At 50.4% G+C, this 18,826-nt stretch carries 21 protein-coding genes and 1 pseudogene; 19 read left to right on the forward strand and 3 right to left on the reverse strand.

All coding sequences use genetic code 11. The annotated features are described in order from the left end of the window. Window positions 1-64: 64 nt before the first annotated feature. The gene (locus AB9H23_RS01980) at window positions 65-682 is read left to right on the forward strand and encodes a hypothetical protein (protein WP_370005225.1); all 618 of its coding nucleotides are present in this window, start codon (window positions 65-67) and stop codon (window positions 680-682) included. Window positions 683-836: 154 nt separating this feature from the next. On the opposite strand, the gene AB9H23_RS01985 is transcribed toward AB9H23_RS01980, so the two are convergent. From AB9H23_RS01985 to AB9H23_RS01995, 3 genes are all read right to left on the reverse strand, one after another. Continuing rightward, the gene (locus tag AB9H23_RS01985) at window positions 837-2,249 is read right to left on the reverse strand and encodes a replication factor C large subunit (protein WP_370005227.1); all 1,413 of its coding nucleotides are present in this window, start codon (window positions 2,247-2,249) and stop codon (window positions 837-839) included. 12 nt (window positions 2,250-2,261) lie between these two features. Next, on the reverse strand, window positions 2,262-3,215 hold the full coding sequence (locus AB9H23_RS01990; RefSeq protein ID WP_370005229.1) for a replication factor C small subunit: 954 nt from the start codon (window positions 3,213-3,215) through the stop codon (window positions 2,262-2,264). Window positions 3,216-3,347: 132 nt separating this feature from the next. After that, window positions 3,348-4,196, reverse strand: coding sequence for a shikimate dehydrogenase (locus AB9H23_RS01995; RefSeq protein WP_370005908.1), 849 nt, complete (start codon window positions 4,194-4,196; stop codon window positions 3,348-3,350). A 222-nt stretch (window positions 4,197-4,418) separates the two neighbouring features. Here AB9H23_RS01995 and AB9H23_RS02000 point away from each other — a divergent pair, with 222 nt between their 5' ends. The 18 genes and pseudogenes from AB9H23_RS02000 (at window position 4,419) to AB9H23_RS02085 (ending at window position 18,803) form a co-directional block, all read left to right on the forward strand. Beyond that, window positions 4,419-5,081: an RNA ligase partner protein gene (locus tag AB9H23_RS02000; RefSeq protein ID WP_013295512.1), complete on the forward strand. Its 663-nt coding sequence runs from the start codon at window positions 4,419-4,421 to the stop codon at window positions 5,079-5,081. Window positions 5,082-5,130: 49 nt separating this feature from the next. Next, window positions 5,131-6,410: pseudogene (gene hisS / locus AB9H23_RS02005) on the forward strand (histidine--tRNA ligase). A 113-nt stretch (window positions 6,411-6,523) separates the two neighbouring features. After that, window positions 6,524-6,928 (forward strand): phosphoribosyl-AMP cyclohydrolase, encoded by a 405-nt coding sequence (hisI, locus tag AB9H23_RS02010; RefSeq protein WP_048175174.1) that lies wholly within the window; start codon window positions 6,524-6,526, stop codon window positions 6,926-6,928. Further along, window positions 6,929-8,761: a PINc/VapC family ATPase gene (locus tag AB9H23_RS02015; protein WP_370005231.1), complete on the forward strand. Its 1,833-nt coding sequence runs from the start codon at window positions 6,929-6,931 to the stop codon at window positions 8,759-8,761. Window positions 8,762-8,770: 9 nt separating this feature from the next. Continuing rightward, window positions 8,771-9,514 carry a sugar phosphate isomerase/epimerase family protein gene (locus AB9H23_RS02020; RefSeq protein ID WP_370005233.1) on the forward strand — a complete coding sequence of 248 codons (744 nt, stop codon included), beginning with the start codon at window positions 8,771-8,773 and terminating at the stop codon, window positions 9,512-9,514. 36 nt (window positions 9,515-9,550) lie between these two features. Next, complete coding sequence (gene npdG, locus AB9H23_RS02025) at window positions 9,551-10,225, forward strand: NADPH-dependent F420 reductase (protein ID WP_370005235.1); 675 nt, start codon at window positions 9,551-9,553, stop codon at window positions 10,223-10,225. A gap of 145 nt (window positions 10,226-10,370) precedes the next feature. Next, a complete protein-coding gene (gene hxlB, locus AB9H23_RS02030) occupies window positions 10,371-10,955 on the forward strand; it encodes a 6-phospho-3-hexuloisomerase (RefSeq protein ID WP_300478055.1) in 585 nt (194 codons plus the stop codon). 147 nt (window positions 10,956-11,102) lie between these two features. Then, window positions 11,103-11,609 (forward strand): tRNA-intron lyase, encoded by a 507-nt coding sequence (gene endA, locus AB9H23_RS02035; RefSeq protein ID WP_321211811.1) that lies wholly within the window; start codon window positions 11,103-11,105, stop codon window positions 11,607-11,609. A gap of 15 nt (window positions 11,610-11,624) precedes the next feature. Beyond that, on the forward strand, window positions 11,625-12,719 hold the full coding sequence (locus AB9H23_RS02040; RefSeq protein ID WP_370005237.1) for a tryptophan--tRNA ligase: 1,095 nt from the start codon (window positions 11,625-11,627) through the stop codon (window positions 12,717-12,719). 1 nt (window position 12,720) lies between these two features. After that, window positions 12,721-13,353, forward strand: a complete 633-nt coding sequence (locus AB9H23_RS02045) for a stage II sporulation protein M (protein ID WP_370005239.1) — start codon at window positions 12,721-12,723, stop codon at window positions 13,351-13,353. 66 nt (window positions 13,354-13,419) lie between these two features. Further along, window positions 13,420-14,622 (forward strand): threonine synthase, encoded by a 1,203-nt coding sequence (gene thrC, locus AB9H23_RS02050; protein WP_370005241.1) that lies wholly within the window; start codon window positions 13,420-13,422, stop codon window positions 14,620-14,622. 225 nt (window positions 14,623-14,847) lie between these two features. Beyond that, window positions 14,848-15,051, forward strand: coding sequence for a histone HmtB (gene hmtB, locus AB9H23_RS02055; RefSeq protein ID WP_013295523.1), 204 nt, complete (start codon window positions 14,848-14,850; stop codon window positions 15,049-15,051). A gap of 289 nt (window positions 15,052-15,340) precedes the next feature. Beyond that, window positions 15,341-15,712: a 50S ribosomal protein L7Ae gene (rpl7ae, locus tag AB9H23_RS02060; RefSeq protein WP_048176479.1), complete on the forward strand. Its 372-nt coding sequence runs from the start codon at window positions 15,341-15,343 to the stop codon at window positions 15,710-15,712. A gap of 51 nt (window positions 15,713-15,763) precedes the next feature. Continuing rightward, window positions 15,764-15,970 carry a 30S ribosomal protein S28e gene (locus AB9H23_RS02065; protein WP_013295525.1) on the forward strand — a complete coding sequence of 69 codons (207 nt, stop codon included), beginning with the start codon at window positions 15,764-15,766 and terminating at the stop codon, window positions 15,968-15,970. 18 nt (window positions 15,971-15,988) lie between these two features. Next, window positions 15,989-16,150: a 50S ribosomal protein L24e gene (locus tag AB9H23_RS02070; RefSeq protein ID WP_013295526.1), complete on the forward strand. Its 162-nt coding sequence runs from the start codon at window positions 15,989-15,991 to the stop codon at window positions 16,148-16,150. Continuing rightward, the gene (gene ndk, locus AB9H23_RS02075) at window positions 16,147-16,602 is read left to right on the forward strand and encodes a nucleoside-diphosphate kinase (protein ID WP_370005244.1); all 456 of its coding nucleotides are present in this window, start codon (window positions 16,147-16,149) and stop codon (window positions 16,600-16,602) included. The genes AB9H23_RS02070 and ndk overlap by 4 nt, the downstream gene beginning before the upstream one ends. 14 nt (window positions 16,603-16,616) lie before the next feature. Then, a complete protein-coding gene (infB, locus tag AB9H23_RS02080; protein ID WP_370005246.1) occupies window positions 16,617-18,401 on the forward strand; it encodes a translation initiation factor IF-2 in 1,785 nt (594 codons plus the stop codon). Between the two features lie 21 nt (window positions 18,402-18,422). Next, window positions 18,423-18,803, forward strand: coding sequence for a 30S ribosomal protein S6e (locus tag AB9H23_RS02085; protein ID WP_048175184.1), 381 nt, complete (start codon window positions 18,423-18,425; stop codon window positions 18,801-18,803). The last annotated feature ends 23 nt before the right edge of the window (window positions 18,804-18,826 follow it).

Below are 18,826 nucleotides of genomic sequence, written 5' to 3' on the forward strand. Positions count from 1 at the left end.
CCACAGATTTATATACCCATACGATTAAGTTCCTTTCTGTTATATCAATCAAGAGGATGGTAACTTGCCCGGTAAAATGGAGATACTTAAGGCCCTATCTGAGCTGGGAGTGGATACAAGGTTTGTGAGTGTAACAGACAGTGAGGTCCTCATAAACAACCTCCGTTTCTCAAGGTTCTCAAGGAGGAGGGAGGAGGAGTTCAGCTCAAGGTACCCTGAGATCAGGGTTGTGAGGTCAGGGGTCTTTCAGAGGATATGCTCAAGGGCATCCAGGGTCCTGGCATCAACCCTGAGGCCCAGGGTGGGTGTTAGGATCCAGGCCGAAGGTGAGATGGCCCATGTGCTCCATGTGATCCTTGAGCCCTACACAAGAAAGTACGGTATAAGAATCGGTGAGGGGGAGGTCACTGCACTTCCAGCCACACTGGATCACTCCATTGCAGCGGCACTTGAGGATATGGTGATGGGTGAACCTATAAGGTACCATCACAGGTCAACATCCACGGTCATATACCCCCTCTCAACTGTACCTGCAGCCTGGATTGAGTCATGGCTTGGCACTGAAATCACCATCACCAGCAACCCAATCGTGGCGGAGTTCATGGAGTTCTTCAATGAGAATGTACCCCAGTTCAGGGATAAGATGAGGAAGTCCCTTGAGTTCATAGGGGAAAATGGCTGATTTTTACTTATAGATTGCAGCTGTGTGCATGCCTGGAGAAAAGAGGTTTATTGGGAGGCTGATTTTACTTATATCTTGTAGCTGCATTATGCTTGAGAAAAGAGGTTCCTCGGGGGATTTACAGGGAAAAATAAGGGGTAAATGAATTCAATGATCACCCTGAGAACTGGAAGAGTGAAGTCTGCTTCTCACGGGGCTTATCATCACCGGAATCTGATCCGGAGGATTTATCACCACCGGATTTATCGGTTTTACCTTTAGACGACTTACTGCCCCTATTCGCGCTCCGGGACTTCTTCTTCTGGGTGTAAAGTGGTCCGGTCTTATCAGATTTTTTACGTGTCTTCTTAGCTTTGGGAGCCTTTATTTTCCTTTTCCTGAACAGTTTAACCTCTTCGTCTGTGAGTTCAAGGAATTCCTTCATCTCATAGGCCATCTCATCGTTCTCGAATATTATCTCCATGTAGGGGAACATTGAAATTGCAACCTTGGGTGATATGTGCATCCTCTCAGCCATCTTACCTGCAACACTGTCACGGAGGTTCCTCTGCTTCCTTGTTCTCCCGAGTAACCTGAAGGAGGATGAACCTGTGTACCTGACGAATTTCCTGTAGGTCTTCTCCTTCACGAGGGCGACACCGGGGCCCATGAGATCAGAGGCGTAGCGCCAGTAGGTGTAGTTCCTGCTCCTCACAGCACGGCCAAAGAATATATCTGCATGTGATAGCATGTCATAGGCCCTGCTGATCTCATGGGGCTTTTCATATTCCCTTGGAACATTCTCTGCAATGAATTCAAGTACAAGTGTCGGGTCATCATCCACCCTCATGGCCTCCCTGATCTTTGAGAAGTCCCGGCTCTTCAGAACGGCCCTCACTGCGTCGAAGAGATTGGATGTGGAGTCCTTCTCACCCATGCTGAGGAGTTCCTCACCAACCCGCTCCTCACCACTGGCCACCGCCTCAAGGTCATTGATGGCAGAACGCAGATCCCCATGGGACCTCTTTGCAAGTTCCTTGAGGACATCGTCGGGGCAGTCTATACCCTCTGCCTGGCATATCCGTTTAAGGGCAGCGGCTATGGATGATGTGTGAACCTTCCTGATGTTTATGACCTTACACTTTGGCTTGATGCTCTGAAGCCTCTTGCTGTAGGGGTCATTGGCGGTTAACACAATCGGATGTCTGCTCTCCCTGAGTATCCTGTTTATGGCCTGGACACCCCCCCGGTCCTCGTTGCCGTGTATACCATCCACCTCGTCGAGGATGATCAGTTTGAGGTCATGGTTGAAGAGGGAGTGTGTGGCTGACGCCTCACCGGCAGTCCTCATTATGGCATCCTGTGAGCGCTTGTCACTGGCATTGAGTTCAAGGGTGTCTGAGAACTCCCTACCTATTATGTGTGCTATGGTTGTCTTCCCGGTACCTGGCGGGCCCACAAGGAGGAGTGGTGACTGGGGCTCGCCGGCCTTCCACCCCTTGATCCATTCCTTTATCTCGGCTATTGCCTTCTGGTTCCCGGCCACCTCCTCAAAGGTCCTGGGCCGGTACTTCTCTGTCCATGACATTGATCTACCCTCTCAATGTTCCAGGAACCTTGCGAGGAGGGCTTCAAGCTGTATCCTGGGGTTGGCGCCCTCTCTTATCCTGAAGTCGTACTCTCCAACAGCCTCGATGAGTTTTATGTACCTCTCGCCCTCGATGGATCCCTCCATGGCGAGCCTTGAGAGTTCCTGGTAGATCTGGGTGACCATGTCCTCGCCGCTTATACCCTGGAGGACCATGATCTCCCTGAGCATGTCCCTGGCCTCCATGAAATTCCCGTCCAGGATGGTCATTATCATCTTCCTCACATCCTTTGGCCTGGCCCTTGAGACCACCTCGTAGATGCTGGATTCTGTTATCCTCTCACCCAGTGAGGCCGCTGACTGGAGGATGTTTATGGCCTTCCTGAGGTCACCCTCTGCAAAGTAGACCACGGTGTCAAGGGCCTGGGGCTCGTATTCCAGGCCCTCCTGCTTTGCGATGTACTCCAGGCGGCTTATTATGTGGCGGCCCTTGAGGGGGAGGAACCTGAAGATGGCGCACCTTGACTGTATCGGGTCTATGATCTTTGAGGAGTAGTTACAGGAGAGTATGAATGAGGATGTCTTGGTGTACATCTCCATCTCCCTCCTGAGGGCGTGCTGGGCGTCCTTTGTCATGTTGTCAACCTCGTCAAGGAATATTATCCTGAAGGGCGCCCCCACAGGTTTCAGGCGGCAGAAGTTCTTTATGCTGGTCCTCACGGTATCTATGCCCCTGGCATCTGAGGCGTTCAGCTCCAGGAAGTTCTGCCTCCAGTACTCCCCGAGGATCTCCCTTGCAAGGGCAAGGGCCGTTGTTGTTTTACCAACACCTGCCGGCCCGGTGAACATGAGGTTCGGCATGCTCCTCTCTTCAACGTAGCGTTTGAGGCGTGGTATTATGTGCTCCTGGCCAACGATATCATCAAGTTTCTGTGGTCTGTACTTCTCTACCCAAGGTCCATTCATAAGATCACCGGTAATGTTAAGAATTATCTTTCATAGGATCAGGATGGGGTTAACATTTCTGGATGATGTGGTATATTCCTCTTTCTGAAGGGGTTAGTGGTTACCACCCTGGTTGAAACATCCATGAGGGAGTTACACCCCCTGGAGGGCATCAAGAAGGGCCTTTTCCATAACATCCAGGGGAGGCTCCCTCCCGGTCCATATCCTGAAGGCCTCAGCACCCTGATAGAGGAGCATCCTGAGACCTGAAACCGGAACAGCGCCTGCTGCCCTGGCCTCCCTCAGGAGGCATGTCTCCGGGGGATTGTAGACAAGGTCGTATACAACGAGGTCCTCATGCATGAGCTCAGCTTTTACGAGGGGTTCATCGTCCATGTGTGGGTACATTCCGATGGGTGTTGTGTCTATGAGGATGTCGGCCCCCTCCACACAGGCGGGTATGAGTTCATAGCCACCATGTTTCACCCTGATATCGAGGGCACCATTAATATCCTCTGCAAGGGCCCTGGCCCTTTCAGGGGTCCTGTTGAGTATGGTCACACTGGCCCCCTTCACTGCAAGCTGGAATGCGCAGGCCCTTGCAGCCCCACCGGCCCCCAGTATGATGACTGAAGACCCATCAACGGATGTAACCTCCTCAAGGGTCCTCAGGCAGCCAGAGGCGTCTGTATTGTATCCCATTATGGTTTCATCCTCAAACTTCAGGGTGTTCACGGCCCCGATGAGGGAGGCTGTCTCATCAACCTCACCGATGTATTCAAGGACAGACTCCTTGTGGGGTATTGTGACGTTCACACCCCTCACGTTGAGGGCTCCGAGGCCCCTAACAGCTTCTTCAAGCCCTGATGGTTTCACAGGGAAGGGTACATAGGCCCAGTCCATTCCAAGGGCTTTGAACGCCGCGTTGTGCATCTGTGGTGAGAGGCTGTGGGTGAGGGGGTAACCTATTATTCCCGTGAGCTGTGTATTGCCTGTTATCAGTTTATCACAACCATCATCCCATTAATGGCCCGTTTATGGCTCCATTTCAGAATCCTGTTATCAGTTTATCACAACCATCATCCAGTTCCTGACCTGTTTCTGGCTTCATTTCAGAATTATTCCCATCTCTCAGTTTAACACCTTTTCCTCTGCAATATTTATTTATCATCAGCGATAAATATTGTTTCCATCAGTTACCAATCTTGAGAGGGAGGGCGTGACATGCTTGCCAAGCAGAGATTTGTCCTTGATACAACGGCCTTTACAGATAACCAGCTCCGGGAGATGCTGGGTGACGGTGACCTCAACAGGTCAGTGGATACCATGCTCGACATCATCGCAAGGAGCAGGATAAAGCTCAACATAAGCTGTCACATGCCCCCCATAACCTACAAGGAATTCACCGACTACATAACACGGTATGAATGCCCCGAGGAGACCCTGGTGAAGGCCGAGACATGGATAGTCAAGAAGACACCCAACCGCTACGACACCCAGATACCCTCCCAGATATTCTATGAATACGTCCACGATATAAGGGAGAGGATGAACAAGGGGCTCCGGATTTCAGAGACCCTCCTCTGGGAGGCAGGGATACAGTCCATAATCATGGCATCCCGTGGCGTTAATAAGATTGAAATCGAGGGTGAGGTGCTCGGAAAGGCCATAAAGGACCTCAGGAAGAAGTACCGTTCAGCCCTCAGGAAGGGGACCCTTGACAGTGCCCCGGACCTTGACGTCCTCCTTCTTGCCAAGGAGCTCGGTGCCGGTGTTGTGGCTGCTGATGACGGTATAAGGGTCTGGGCAGAGCGCCTGGGACTGAGGTTCCTGAATGCCACATCCTTCCCCAAGATGCTCAAGGAATACCTTAAATATTATGAATGATGAATCTCCTATCATCCCCTTTATCATTTTTACTGGAGGAATTACTGCCATGGATATATCAAGACCGCGAGGAACCAGAGATTTTCTTTTCGCTGAGATGAGAAACAGGAAAGAGGTTGAAAACGTACTCAGAAGGACATTTGAGACCTACGGCTACCATGAGATCAAAACACCCATATTTGAGGACCTCAAACTCTTCACAGTAAAATCCGGTGAGGAGGTGGTGAACCAGATCTACCACTTCACAGATAAGGGTGGCCGGGAACTGGCACTGAGGCCGGAACTCACAGCACCGGTCGCCAGGCTCTACATGAATGAGATGCAGCGTGATCCCAAACCGATAAAGATGTACTACTTTGGGAGCTGCTTCAGATATGAGAGGCCCCAGGCGGGCCGCTTCAGGCAGTTCTGGCAGTTCGGCTGTGAACTCATAGGGGGAAGGTCTCCGCTGGCGGAGGCAGAGGTCATAACCCTTGCAGCCGAGTCCCTCAGGAGGCTTGGACTTGAGGGGTTCGAGGTCCACGTCGGGCACCTTGGAATCCTCAGGGGCATCCTTGGCAGGGAGAACATAGGGGATGAACTCCAGGACAGGATAATGGGCATAATAGATAAGGGTGACGTTGATGAACTCGAATCCTGCCTTGACGGGGTCGAAATATCCCCGAGAGCAGGGATCTCCTCATGAGCCTCATAGGCACACAGGGGGGCCCTGAGGTACTTGATGATGTCAGGGGGCTCCTTGAGGGTTACCCGGAGTCCCTCAGTGCCCTTGAGGAGTTCGCTGAACTTGTGGATACCATTGAACACTTCGGTCTTGAGGACTACCATGTAAACCTTGGAATCGCAAGGGGACTCGACTACTACACCGGCGCAGTATTTGAGATTTATGTCCCCAGACTCGGCGCCCAGAGACAGATCTGTGGCGGCGGCACATACAACCTTGTTGAAACCTTTGGGGGCGAAAGGGTTGAATCAACGGGCTTCGCATTTGGCTTCGACCGCCTCATGAATGCCCTTGAAATGGACGAGGGAGACATGAGGATGGTTGACGTCTTTGTGATACCCATACATGAATCAACACTCCCCGAGGCAATCAGGATCACACAGGAGATCAGAAGTGTGGGTATAGCGGCTGACATGGATCTTGCAGGGAGAAAACTCAGAAAGGCACTTTCCCATGCCGATCACCTTGGTGCAAGGTTCGTGGTCCTCACAGGTGAAAGGGACCTCCAGGAGGGTAAGGTCACATTGAGGGACATGGAGGACGCTTCACAGGAGGCTGTGGATAGGACTGAGATCGTGGATAGGTTGAAGAAGATCCTGCTGTGAATAGGTTTGAATGTCAGGTTTAGGTTGTGTATGTTGAAGAAGATAAAAGAGAACAATAAATGAGTTGAATATCAGGTTAGGTTGTGCTGGTTGAATAATAAAGAGAGGAATAAATCAAGGGAGATGTTAACATTTTAAATTTCAGACATAATATCAATGGCGAGGACCTCATAATTGCAGTGGCACAGGACCACAGGACAGGAGAGGTCCTCATGGTGGCCTACATGAACCGTGAGGCCCTCGAGAGGACACTGGAGACAGGGCTGGCCCACTACTGGAGCACGTCCCGTGGGAAACTCTGGCTCAAGGGTGAGAGTTCTGGACACCTGCAGCGTGTTAAGGACGTCCTTGTGGACTGTGACGCCGACGCAGTTGTGCTGAAGGTGGAACAGGAGGGAGGCGCCTGCCATACAGGTTACCGCTCCTGTTTCTACCGCAGCATTGATGGGGATGAACTCAGGGTCAGGGAGGACGCCGTAAGGGTCTTTGATCCTGATGAAATATATGGAGATGGTTAGATGAAGATCGTTCCAGATACAAGTGTTATAGTTGATGGGCGTATCACCGGCATAGTGCAGGAGGAGGAGTTCAGGGGCAGCGAGGTGATAGTGCCCGAGGCAGTTGTATCTGAACTTGAATACCAGGCCAACAGGGGAAGGGAAACCGGGTTCAATGGCCTTGAGGAGCTGAAGAACCTCCAGAGGCTCCACAAGGAGAACATAATATCAATGATCTTTGTAGGGCGCCGCCCCACAGTGGATGAGATTTCACTCTCAAGGGGCGGTGAGATAGACGCCATGATAAGGGCAACCGCAAGGGAGTACGATGCGCTCCTCATAACCAGCGACAGGGTGCAGGCAGAGGTCGGGAAGGCCCAGGGACTTGACGTCTTCTACATTAAACCAGAGGTCCTGGAATATGAGGAACTTGAGATAAGCAAGTACTTTGATGATTACACCATGTCGGTGCACCTCAAGGAGAACGTTGTGCCAATGGCCAAGAAGGGGCGGCCAGGGGAAATAAGGCTGGTTGAAATAGATAGCAAGCCGCTCAAACATGCAGATATAAACAGGATGGCCCGTGAAATAGTTGAAAGGGCCAAGAGCGACTTCAAAAGCTTCATTGAGATAGAGATGGAGGGCGCCACTGTGGTCCAGTTCAGGGAGTACAGGATATCAATAGCGAGGCCACCATTCTCAGAGGCCTTCGAGATAACCGCCGTGAGGCCGGTTGCCAGGGTCTCCCTGGAGGACTACAGGCTCTCAGAGAGGCTGATTGATAGGCTGAGGGACACTGCCAAGGGTGTCCTCATAGCAGGGGCGCCAGGGGCAGGTAAGAGTACCTTTGCCCAGGCAGTGGCAGAGTTCTACAGCAGGGAGATGAGGGCGGTTGTGAAGACCATGGAGTCCCCCAGGGACCTCCAGGTGGGTGACGAGATAACCCAGTACGCGCCCATCGAACGGGATATGCAGAAGACCGCCGACATACTGCTCCTTGTAAGGCCCGATTACACCATCTACGATGAGCTAAGGAAGACCCGCGACTTCAGGATCTTCGCGGATATGAGGCTTGCAGGTGTGGGTATGGTTGGGGTTGTCCATGCCACAAGGCCTATAGATGCCATACAGAGGATCCTGGGCAGGGTGGAGCTTGGTGTGATACCCTCGGTGGTTGACACAACCATATTCATTGAGGACGGAGAGGTGAAGGCTGTCTACGACGTATCCCTCACTGTTAAGGTCCCGACGGGTATGCAGGAGGCCGACCTTGCAAGGCCGGTCATAGAGATAAGGGACCTTGAGTCAGGGGAGCTCATGCATGAGATCTACACCTACGGTGAGCAGACGATAGTCATGGATGTCTCAAAGGCATCCCCCGGTGGACGGAAACCATCTGCCCACAGGATAGCCGAGAGGGAAATCGAGAGGGAGTTCCGCAAGAGGCTACCCGGTGCAAGGGTCAGGGTTGAACTTGAGTCCGATGAAAGGGCAAAGGTCTGGATAGAGGAGAAGTACATCCCCCAGGTAATAGGCAAGAAGGGAAAGACCATCGAGGAGATCGAGAAGAACATAGGTATAAGTATCGGTGTTGAGCCACTTGAGGAGATGGAACTTGAGGAGACCGTTGAGGTTCCGGTGGAACTTGCAGGAAACTACGTGGTCCTCAACTTTGGCAGGGATGCAGTGGGCGTGTCATTCGACATACTGGTTGAGGACGAGTACCTCTTCACAGCAACTGTGGGTAAGAAGGGCACCATAAAGCTCAGAAGGGACATAGAACTTGCAGATATAATCATGGAGGCAGTGAAGCACAACATACCTGTGAGGGCAAGGGTGCGGCCCGAGGCCTAGGTGATCTGGATGAGGATAGGTGTCTCAACACTTGCACTCTCCCCACTTTCACTGGAGGAGATGCTCACCTGGATTGAGGATGCAGGGGCAGATTGCTGTGAGATAATCTATGAGTACCCCCTGGATGATGTGGAGGTGGCTGACTCCTTCAGCCTTGATTTCACGGTGCATGCGCCCATCTCGGACATAAACATAGCATCCCTCAACAGGGGGATCAGGGAGGCGTCAATAGCTGAGGTTAAATCCGCGGTTGACCTTGCAGTTGAACTGGACTCTGAGGTGGTTGTTGTGCACCCTGGCAGCGTCCCCTTCCTTGGAAGACCCCACAGTGACCTCATAGTTCAGCGGAACCTTGAATCGCTTTCAGTGATATCTGAGTATGCAGAGGACAGGGGTGCCGGAATCTACCCTGAGAACATGCCCCGCCTTGAGGGCCCCCTTCTGAGGGAACTTGAGGATCTCTGGCGGGTTGCAGAGGAACTTGAAATCCAGGTGACACTGGACGCTGCCCACGCAGCAACCATGGGTTACAGTGAAGGGGAGATGGTGTCCCCGAGGGTTGGGCACGTCCACCTATCTGACAACAACGGCGAGGTTGACAGCCACGATGCCCTTGGGGCTGGTTCACTGGATTTCAGGGCCATTATTGAGGGTTTAAGGGGGATCGGTTACAGGGGTATTCTCACGGTTGAGGTTAAAACACCCGGTGAGGTTGAGAGGAGTATTGAATTCCTTAGGAAGATTATTGATTAGTAATCATGTACTGAGAAAGGTAACAATGGTGATATTATGAAGATCGCAGTTCTTGGTGGAACAGGTGACCAGGGCCTTGGACTTGCCCTGAGACTTGCATTAGCAGGAGAAGAAGTAATCATAGGTTCAAGGGACGCTGAAAAGGCTGTCAGTGCAGCTCAGAAGGTCCTTGAAATCGCTGGAAGAGATGACCTCAAGGTTAAGGGTGCCACAAATGCTGAGGCCGCTGAGGAGGCTGAGGTGGCAATTCTGACAGTTCCACTGCAGGCACAGATGGCCACACTTGGCTCAGTTAAGGAGGCAATTAAGGGCAAGGTTCTCATAGATGCCACAGTCCCCATTGACAGCTGTCTTGGGGGCTCAGCGGTGCGTTACATTGACCTCTGGGATGGCTCAGCTGCCGAGAGGGCTGCAAGGTTCCTTGAGGACCAGGGCACAAGGGTAGCGGCGGCATTCAACAATATAAGTGCATCAGCCCTCCTTGACATAACAGGACCTGTGGACTGTGACTGCCTCATTGCCTCTGACCACAGGGATGCCCTCGATCTTGCATCTGAACTCGCAGAGAAGATAGATGGTGTGAGGGCCATTGACTGCGGTGGCCTTGAAAATGCGAGGGTCATTGAGAAGATAACACCGCTGCTTATAAACCTCAACATCAAAAACAGGATTAGGAATGCAGGTATAAGGATCACGAACCTGCCAGAATGATGGAATATCAAAAACAGGATTAGGAATGCAGGTATAAGGATCACGAACCTGCCAGAATGATGGAATATCAAAAACAGGATTAGGAATGCAGGTATAAGGATCACGAACCTGCCAGAATGATAGAAATAATATAAAGTTGATTGAAATGGAGATACTCAAAAACACTGTCCACAAGATAACTGAACATGCCATAAACGCAATCGAAAAGGTTGACGAGTCTGAACTTGAGGAGATGATAACCAGGATAATGGATGCCCGTGCCGTTTTCATCGTGGGAACAGGGAGGTCAGAGCTTGTTGGAAAGGCCTTTGCAATGAGGCTCATGCACCTCGGGTTCACGGTTTACGTTGTTGGGGATGTTACAACACCTGCAATAAGTGATGAGGATTGCCTGATTGCCATTTCAGGGTCAGGTGAAACAAAGACCGTCACACTGGCAGCCACCACATCAAAGTCGGTTGGGGCAACGGTCATCGCGGTAACCGCAACTCCCCAGTCAACACTGACAGAGCACAGCGACGTTGTAATATGCATACCAAGCAAAACAAAGGAGGCCTGGAAGTACTACACCTCCGGTGTTTTAAGGGGCGACTACGATGATCTCACACCAATGGGCACACTATTTGAGGACAGCACACACCTCTTCCTGGATGGGCTCATAGCAGAGTTCATGGCAATCCTTGGGAAGAAGGAGAGGGACCTTAAGGAGAGGCATGCTATTATTGAATAGGTTTCTCCTCGGAGGGTCCTTAAGGAGAGGCATGTCATTGTCCTGATATATTCCTTTCCAGGCATGCGTTAATCTCCAGAACAGGATTATCTGTGTATATAAATTATTCCATAATTTAGATATTCCATAATTTAGAGGGGTTTATAGATGGAGGGACAGCTGGGAGACGAGGTTGTAACAATAAAACCGGACTCGGATGCAAGGAGGCTGCACGGCAAGAGCCACTACGGTAAACTCTATGAGGACAGGCTGCAGATTTCACTGATTGAGGCAGCGCACCTCATGGAGAGGGGTAAACTCAAACTTAAGAGGGACGACGATGAGGTATCAATGGAGGAATTCATATCACTCCTGGCTGAGAGGGGCCTCTACAGCAAGTACCTGGTCTACAGGGACCTGAGGAACAGGGGTTACATAGTCAAGACAGGCTTCAAGTACGGTGCAGAGTTCAGACTGTATGAGAGGGGAGGGGCCCCGGGCAGGACACACTCAGCATACCTTGTGAGGGTTATATCAGAGAATGACACCATCCATGCCCTGGACTTTTCAAGCTACGTCAGGGTGGCCCATGGGGTGAACAAGAAGCTCCTCCTGGCCTTCCTGGACGATGAGGAGGATGTAACCTACTACCTCGTTGACTGGATAAGACCATAAGTGCAGGTGATATGATTGATAGACCCGTGGGGATCAGCAAACCTTGAATACATGGATCTTATTGAAAAATTCGGTGTAAGGCCATTCAGTGAAGTCCTTGAGGATGTACCTGAACCCAGCTGGCTCATGAGGAGGGGTATAGTCTTCGGTCACAGGGACTACGACAGGATACTTGAGGCCATAAGGAGTGGCAGCGACTTTGCAGTGGTAACAGGGATGATGCCAAGCGGCAGAATGCACATAGGCCACAAGATGATCGTGGACCAGCTCAGGTGGTACGATAAACTGGGTGCCGAGATATTCATACCCATAGCCGACATGGAGGCCTACTCTGCCAGGGGCATCGACTTTGAGACCTCAAGGAGGATAGCCATCGAGGAGTACATTGCAGGCTACATTGCACTGGGGCTTGACCTCACAAAGGACAACATACACGTCTACCTCCAGTCAGAGAACCTCATGGTGGAGGACCTTGCCTATGTCCTTGCAGGAAAGGTCAACTTCAATGAACTGAGGGCCATATATGGCTTCACAGGATCAACAAGCATGGCCCACATGTACGCCCCCATAATACAGGTGGCAGATATACTCCACCCCCAGCTTGAGGAGCTGGGCGGCCCCAAGCCCACCGTTGTCCCTGTGGGCCCGGACCAGGACCCCCACATAAGGCTCACAAGGGACATAGCCGGGAGGTTCAGGGAGAAGTATGGCTTCATTCTACCATCATCAACCTATCACAGGTTCATGGGGGGCCTCACCGGGGGTAAAATGTCAAGCAGCAGGCCAAAATCTGCTATATTCCTTAGTGATACCCCAGAGGAGGCTGAGGAGAAGATAAGGAATGCCAAGACCGGTGGAAGGGAGACCCTTAAGGAGCAGAGGGAACTTGGGGGTGTTCCCGAGGACTGCATAATCTATGAGACCCTCCTCTACCACATGTCGGGCTCTGATCCTGAACTTGAGGAGATCTATGAATCCTGCAGAAACGGTACACTTATGTGTGGGGAGTGCAAAAATAATACTGCAGAGTTCATCAGGAAGTTCTTTGAGGAACTTTCCAGAAAAAGAAAGAAGGCCCTTTCCACTGCGGGGAGGGTGCTTGAGGGGTAAAATGAAGAAGGAAAAGTATGAGGGGACACTGGCTTACCTTATGAGGAGCAATGAGACCTTCCTTCTGGCCTCAACCTTCCTGTTCCTCATATCCCTTTTTGCAGGATACGCTTTCTCAGGGGCCATCGAGCCGCTACTGAAGCCAATGATGGACGAATTCAGAAGGAGCATAGCGGAGGGTGAACTGAAACTCTCAACAGTTTCCATATTCTTTCACAACCTCCAGGCCGCCCTGCTCATCTACGGGGGAGGCCTGCTTCTGGGAGTTTTCACGGCACTGTTCCTTATAATAAACGGCCTTTTCATAGGGTTCTTTGCTTCACAGGCACCACTGGGGGACTTCATAATCCTGACGGCCCCCCATGGAATATTTGAGATCCCCGGACTCATAATTGCCGGGGCAGCTGGGTTCAGGCTTGCAAGTTTCACCTACCACTTCTTCAGTGATCTATTCACCGAGACATGGTACGGGTCCTTCATGGAACGACTGGTTTATTTCTTTGAGAGGAACCTGGATGAGCTTCAGGAGTCCCTAATGCTCCTTGGTATAGGGGTTCTGTTCCTTGTGGTGGCGGCATTCGTTGAGGCGAACCTGACACTGGGAATCTACAACTACATAAAGACATCAATATAGGTGGTGTCCAGGGAAAGGACCCCCCAAAATTTATTCTGATTAATACATTCAATGGATGGTGACTATGTGATAAGGTGCATATCATGCGGTAAGGAGTATGAACTAAACGAGATCATATACACCTGCAGTGAATGCGGGTCAGTGCTGGAGGTTGAATGTGAAGTCGAGGTTTCAAGGGACACATTCAGCTGCAGAAGGCAGAACATGTGGAAGTACAGGGAGTTCATGCCCGTGGACCCCTCAAAGATAGTGAGCCTTGATGAGGGTGGAACACCCTTTGTGAGGTGCGATAACATTGGCAGGGAACTCGGCATTGAACTATACGTGAAGGTGGAGGGCTCCAACCCCACAGGTAGCTTCAAGGACAGGGGTATGAGTGTCGGTATCACAAAGGCAGTTGAACTGGGCGTTGATACGGTGGGCTGTGCCTCAACCGGCAATACCTCCGCTTCCCTCGCAGCCTACGCAGCAAGGGCGGGTCTCGGTTGCGTGGTGCTCCTCCCTTCAGGTAAGGTTGCCCTTGGCAAACTTGCACAGGCAATGTTCCATGGTGCCCAGGTTTTATCTGTCATGGGAAACTTCGATGAGGCCCTTGAGGCGGTAACGGAACTTGCCCTCATGGGGGAGCTCTACCTCCTCAACTCGGTTAACCCCTTCAGGCTTGAGGGGCAGAAGACCATAGGCTTTGAGATAGTGGATGACCTTGGCTGGGAGTCCCCTGACCGTATCATCCTCCCGGTTGGTAACGCAGGGAACATATCAGCCATATGGAAGGGTATCTCAGAGTTCCACAGGGCAGGGTTCATTGAGGAGAGGCCAATGATGACAGGTATACAGGCAGAGGGTGCTGCACCTGTGGTTGAGGCTTTCAGGAAGGGTAAGATGGAAATTGACCCTGTTAAGAACCCTGAGACGGTTGCGACCGCCATAAGGATCGGGGCGCCTGTGAGCTACCTCAAGGCACTGAGGGCCATCTATGAGTCAGATGGATATGCCGAGACAGTGACCGATGAGGAGATACTATCTGCCCAGAAACTCCTTGCAAGGAGGGAGGGTATAGGTGTTGAACCGGCGTCTGCAGCATCCATAGCAGGCCTCCTGAAACTGGTGGATGAGGGTGTCATTGACAGGGGCGAGCGCGTGGTCTGCGTTGTAACAGGTCACGTACTTAAGGATCCTGACACCGCCATAAGGGCTTCAACAGAACCAGTTGAGGTTGAACCCGATATAAACCAGCTCAGGTCTGTTATAAAGGAAAAGAGGGCGTAATAAACATTTAAATTTTCCATGAATATTTTTTCTGTTTTAAGTTTTTCTATTTTTCATTAGGACACTCTGAGGTTAATCTCTCACCCTCCCGCCACTTGTGAATATACTGATTCTGTTTAGGTGCCACATGAACCAATCAATGGGCCAGAAAAACCTCCAGATTAACGATATATTTATATAGGATAATATGGATAGATTATATTACATAAAATGAGGTGGTTAATTATGGAATTGCCAATAGCTCCAATTGGAAGAATAATAAAGAATGCCGGTGCAGAGAGGGTAAGTGATGATGCAAGGGAAGCCCTTGCAAAAGTCCTTGAAGCCAAAGGTGAAGAGATAGCCCTAAACGCAGTTAAACTTGCAAAACATGCTGGAAGAAAAACTGTTAAGGCTTCTGACATTGAACTGGCAGCTAAGAGGATGTAATTCTCACATACATCCATCATTCATTCCCTTTTTGCCTGCGGCAAAACTTTATATGTGATGAGCCCACAATTTTATTTAATCCTTGTTTTCCTGGGTGTCTAACTGGATTATCCGGGATTAATCTAAGTACGATTTCTGATGAAAATCTGTATCCAGCAAGTTTTATATACAGAGAACATATAAAGGGTACTACCCACCTCATGTTAATCCATAACTTGGATTAGTTGTCCAGATTGGTGTAATTACCGATGGATGGTAGAAAAACCAGATGAAAAAGGAGGTAAATAACATGGCAAAGGCAATCTATGTGAAATTTGATGTACCAAAGGAACTGGCTGACAAGGCCGCAGAGGCACTTGAAATAGCCAGGGAAACAGGTAAGATATCAAAGGGTACAAACGAGGTTACCAAGGCAGTTGAAAGGGGAGTCGCACAGCTCGTACTTATAGCTGAGGATGTTGAACCAGCCGAAATCGTGGCTCACCTCCCACTCCTTGCAGAGGAAAAGGAAATACCATACATATACCTTCCAACCAAGGATGAACTGGGTGCAGCCGCAGGTCTCAACGTCGGCACAGCATCAGCAGCCATAGTTGAAGCCGGCGACGCCGAGGACCTCATAAACGAAATAATAGAAAAGGTTGAAGAACTTAAAAAATAGATGAAAGGCAGAAAAAGCCTTTCACCTTCAATTTAATACAAAGGTGGTTTAATGGAGGAAGCAACTCCAGCAGAGGTTATTGAGGTTCTGAAGAGAACCGGGATGACTGGAGAGGTAATGCAGGTCAAGTGCAGAATCCTTGATGGAAGAGATAAGGGAAGGATACTCACAAGGAACGTCATGGGTCCAATAAGGGAAGGCGATATCCTGATGCTCCTTGACACAATCAGAGAGGCAAAGGAAATCAGGACCCCCTGATCAGGCAGGTGTTTGTAAATGAGAGTCTGTTCATTCTGCCATGAAGAAATAGAGCCAGGTACAGGAAAGATGTACGTTAAGAAGGACGGCACAATCTATTTCTTCTGCAGCAGCAAATGCGAGAAAAACATGATCAAACTGGGAAGGGTTCCAAGAAAAGTTAAATGGGTTAAAAAATGATGGAAAAAAGCTTTGTAATGCTAAAACCTGACGCAGTAAAGAGGCGCCTCGCAGGAAGGATAATATCCCGCTTCGAGGATAAGGGACTCAAGATAGTCGCCGCCAGGATGCTCCAGATCCCGGAAGACCTTGCAATGGAACACTACCAGGAACACAGGGAAAAACCATTCTTCAGGGACCTTGTGGACTACATAACATCAGCACCAGTCCTTGCAATGGTCATCGAGGGTAAGGACTGCATCTCCATCATAAGGAAGATGGTGGGCGCAACAAACCCTGCAGAGGCAGAACTTGGAACAATCAGGGGAGACTTCGCCCTTGAAACAGGTAGAAACATAATCCATGCCTCAGATTCTCCAGAATCAGCTGAGAGGGAGATTAAACTTTTCTTTAAGGAATCAGAAATTTGCAGCTACGAGATGCCTGATAGGGAAATGGTATACGAGGAATGAACGCGGAGATTTCAATGAAGATCAGATCACCCATAGTTTCAGTACTCGGACATGTGGATCACGGTAAAACCACCCTCCTTGACCATATAAGGGGCAGTGCAGTTGCCGCAAGGGAGGCGGGTGGTATAACCCAGCACATAGGGGCCACAGAGATACCCATGGATGTCATTGAAAACATATGCGGAGATTTCCTTAAAAAATTCTCAATCAGGGAGACGCTGCCAGGACTCTTCTTCATAGACACCCCTGGACATGAAGCGTTCACAACCCTCCGTAAACGTGGAGGGGCCCTTGCAGACCTTGCAATACTCATCGTTGATATAAATGAGGGATTCAAGCCCCAGACACAGGAGGCCCTCAACATCCTGAAGATGTACAGGACACCATTCGTGGTGGCTGCAAACAAGATAGACAAGATCCACGGCTGGAGGGCCCATGAGGGCCGACCCTTCATGGAGACCTTCAGCAAACAGGACATCCAGGTCCAGCAGAAACTGGACACAAAGGTCTATGAACTTGTGGGCAAACTCCACGAGGAGGGCTTTGAATCAGAGAGGTTCGACAGGGTAACCAACTTCGCCTCACAGGTCAGCATAATACCCATAAGTGCGGTTACCGGAGAGGGAATACCTGAACTCCTCACCATGCTCATGGGACTTGCGCAGCAGTACCTCAGGGAACAGCTGAAGATTGAGGAGGATTCCCCTGCCAGGGGAACTATCCTTGAGGTTAAGGAGGAAACAGGTCTCGGGATGACCATTGACGCTGTTATCTATGACGGCATACTCCGTAAGAACGACACCATCGCCATGATGACATCAACGGATGTCATATCCACCAGGATAAGGTCACTTCTCAAACCCAGACCCCTCGAGGAGATGAGGGAGTCCAGGAAGAGGTTCCAGAAGGTGGACGAGGTGGTGGCTGCTGCAGGTATAAAGATCGTGGCACCTGACATCGACGATGTAATGGCGGGTTCACCCCTCCGTGTGGTGACGGATCCAGAGAAGGTCAGAGAAGAGATACTCAGTGAAATAGAGGACATCAAGATAGACACCGACGAGGCGGGTGTGGTTGTAAAGGCCGATACCCTGGGGTCCCTTGAAGCAGTGGTGAAGATACTGAGGGACATGGATGTTCCCATCAAGGTGGCTGACATTGGGGACGTTTCAAGGAGGGACGTTGTGAATGCAGGAATATCCCTCCAGGAGGACAGGGTCTACGGGGCCATAATAGCCTTCAACGTGAAGGTGATCCCATCAGCGGCCCAGGAACTCAAGAACTCAGACATCAAACTCTTCCAGGGGAACGTCATCTACAGGCTCATGGAAGAATATGAGGAATGGGTCAGGGCCATTGAGGAAGAGAAGAAGAAAAAGTGGATGGATGCGATTATAAAACCTGCAAGCATAAGGCTCATCCCGAAACTTGTCTTCAGGCAGAGCAAACCGGCAATTGGGGGTGTTGAGGTCCTTGCAGGTGTCATAAAGCAGGATTATCCCCTCATGAACGAGGAAGGAGAACCTGTGGGTACCGTTGAAAGCATGCAGGATAAGGGTAAAAACCTCAAATCAGCATCACGCGGCCAGAAGGTCGCAATGGCAATCAAGGACGCCGTTTACGGGAAGACAATCAATGAGGGCGACACGCTCTACGTTGACATACCCGAGAACCACTACAGAATACTCGTGGATGAACTTTCAGGGGATCTCACAGAGGAAGAACTTGATCTTCTGGAGAGGATAGCTGAGATCAAGCGGAAGAAGAATCCTGACTGGGGAATGAAGGCACCATTTTAATTTAAGAAAGGAGGAGATATATTGGCATTTAAGGTTGTGATTTCAGATAAGGAGAAGAGTGTCCAGATGGAGGTAGAACCATCAGAATCAAAGGCCCTCATTGGCCTCACAATAGGGGACGAATTCGATGGTTCAGTAATAGGCCTCAAGGGATACAGACTGAAAATCACAGGTGGAAGCGATAAGAACGGTTTCCCTATGAAGAAGACGGTACCAGGTGCAAGGAGAGTTAGAAGCCTTGTATCAGGTGGCGTGGGATACAAACCTGCACGTAAGGGTGAAAGGAGAAGGAAAACATTCAGGGGAAACACGGTATCAGAGGACATAGTACAGATAAACACCGTGGTCATCCAAAAGGGTGAGAAGCCACTTGAAGAGCTCCTTGGCGCCGATGAGGAATAATAAAAGATTTTATAGGTGTAATC

The organism is Methanothermobacter sp. KEPCO 2, from assembly GCF_041228365.1.
In the GTDB taxonomy this organism is placed as follows: Archaea; Methanobacteriota; Methanobacteria; order Methanobacteriales; family Methanothermobacteraceae; genus Methanothermobacter; species Methanothermobacter marburgensis.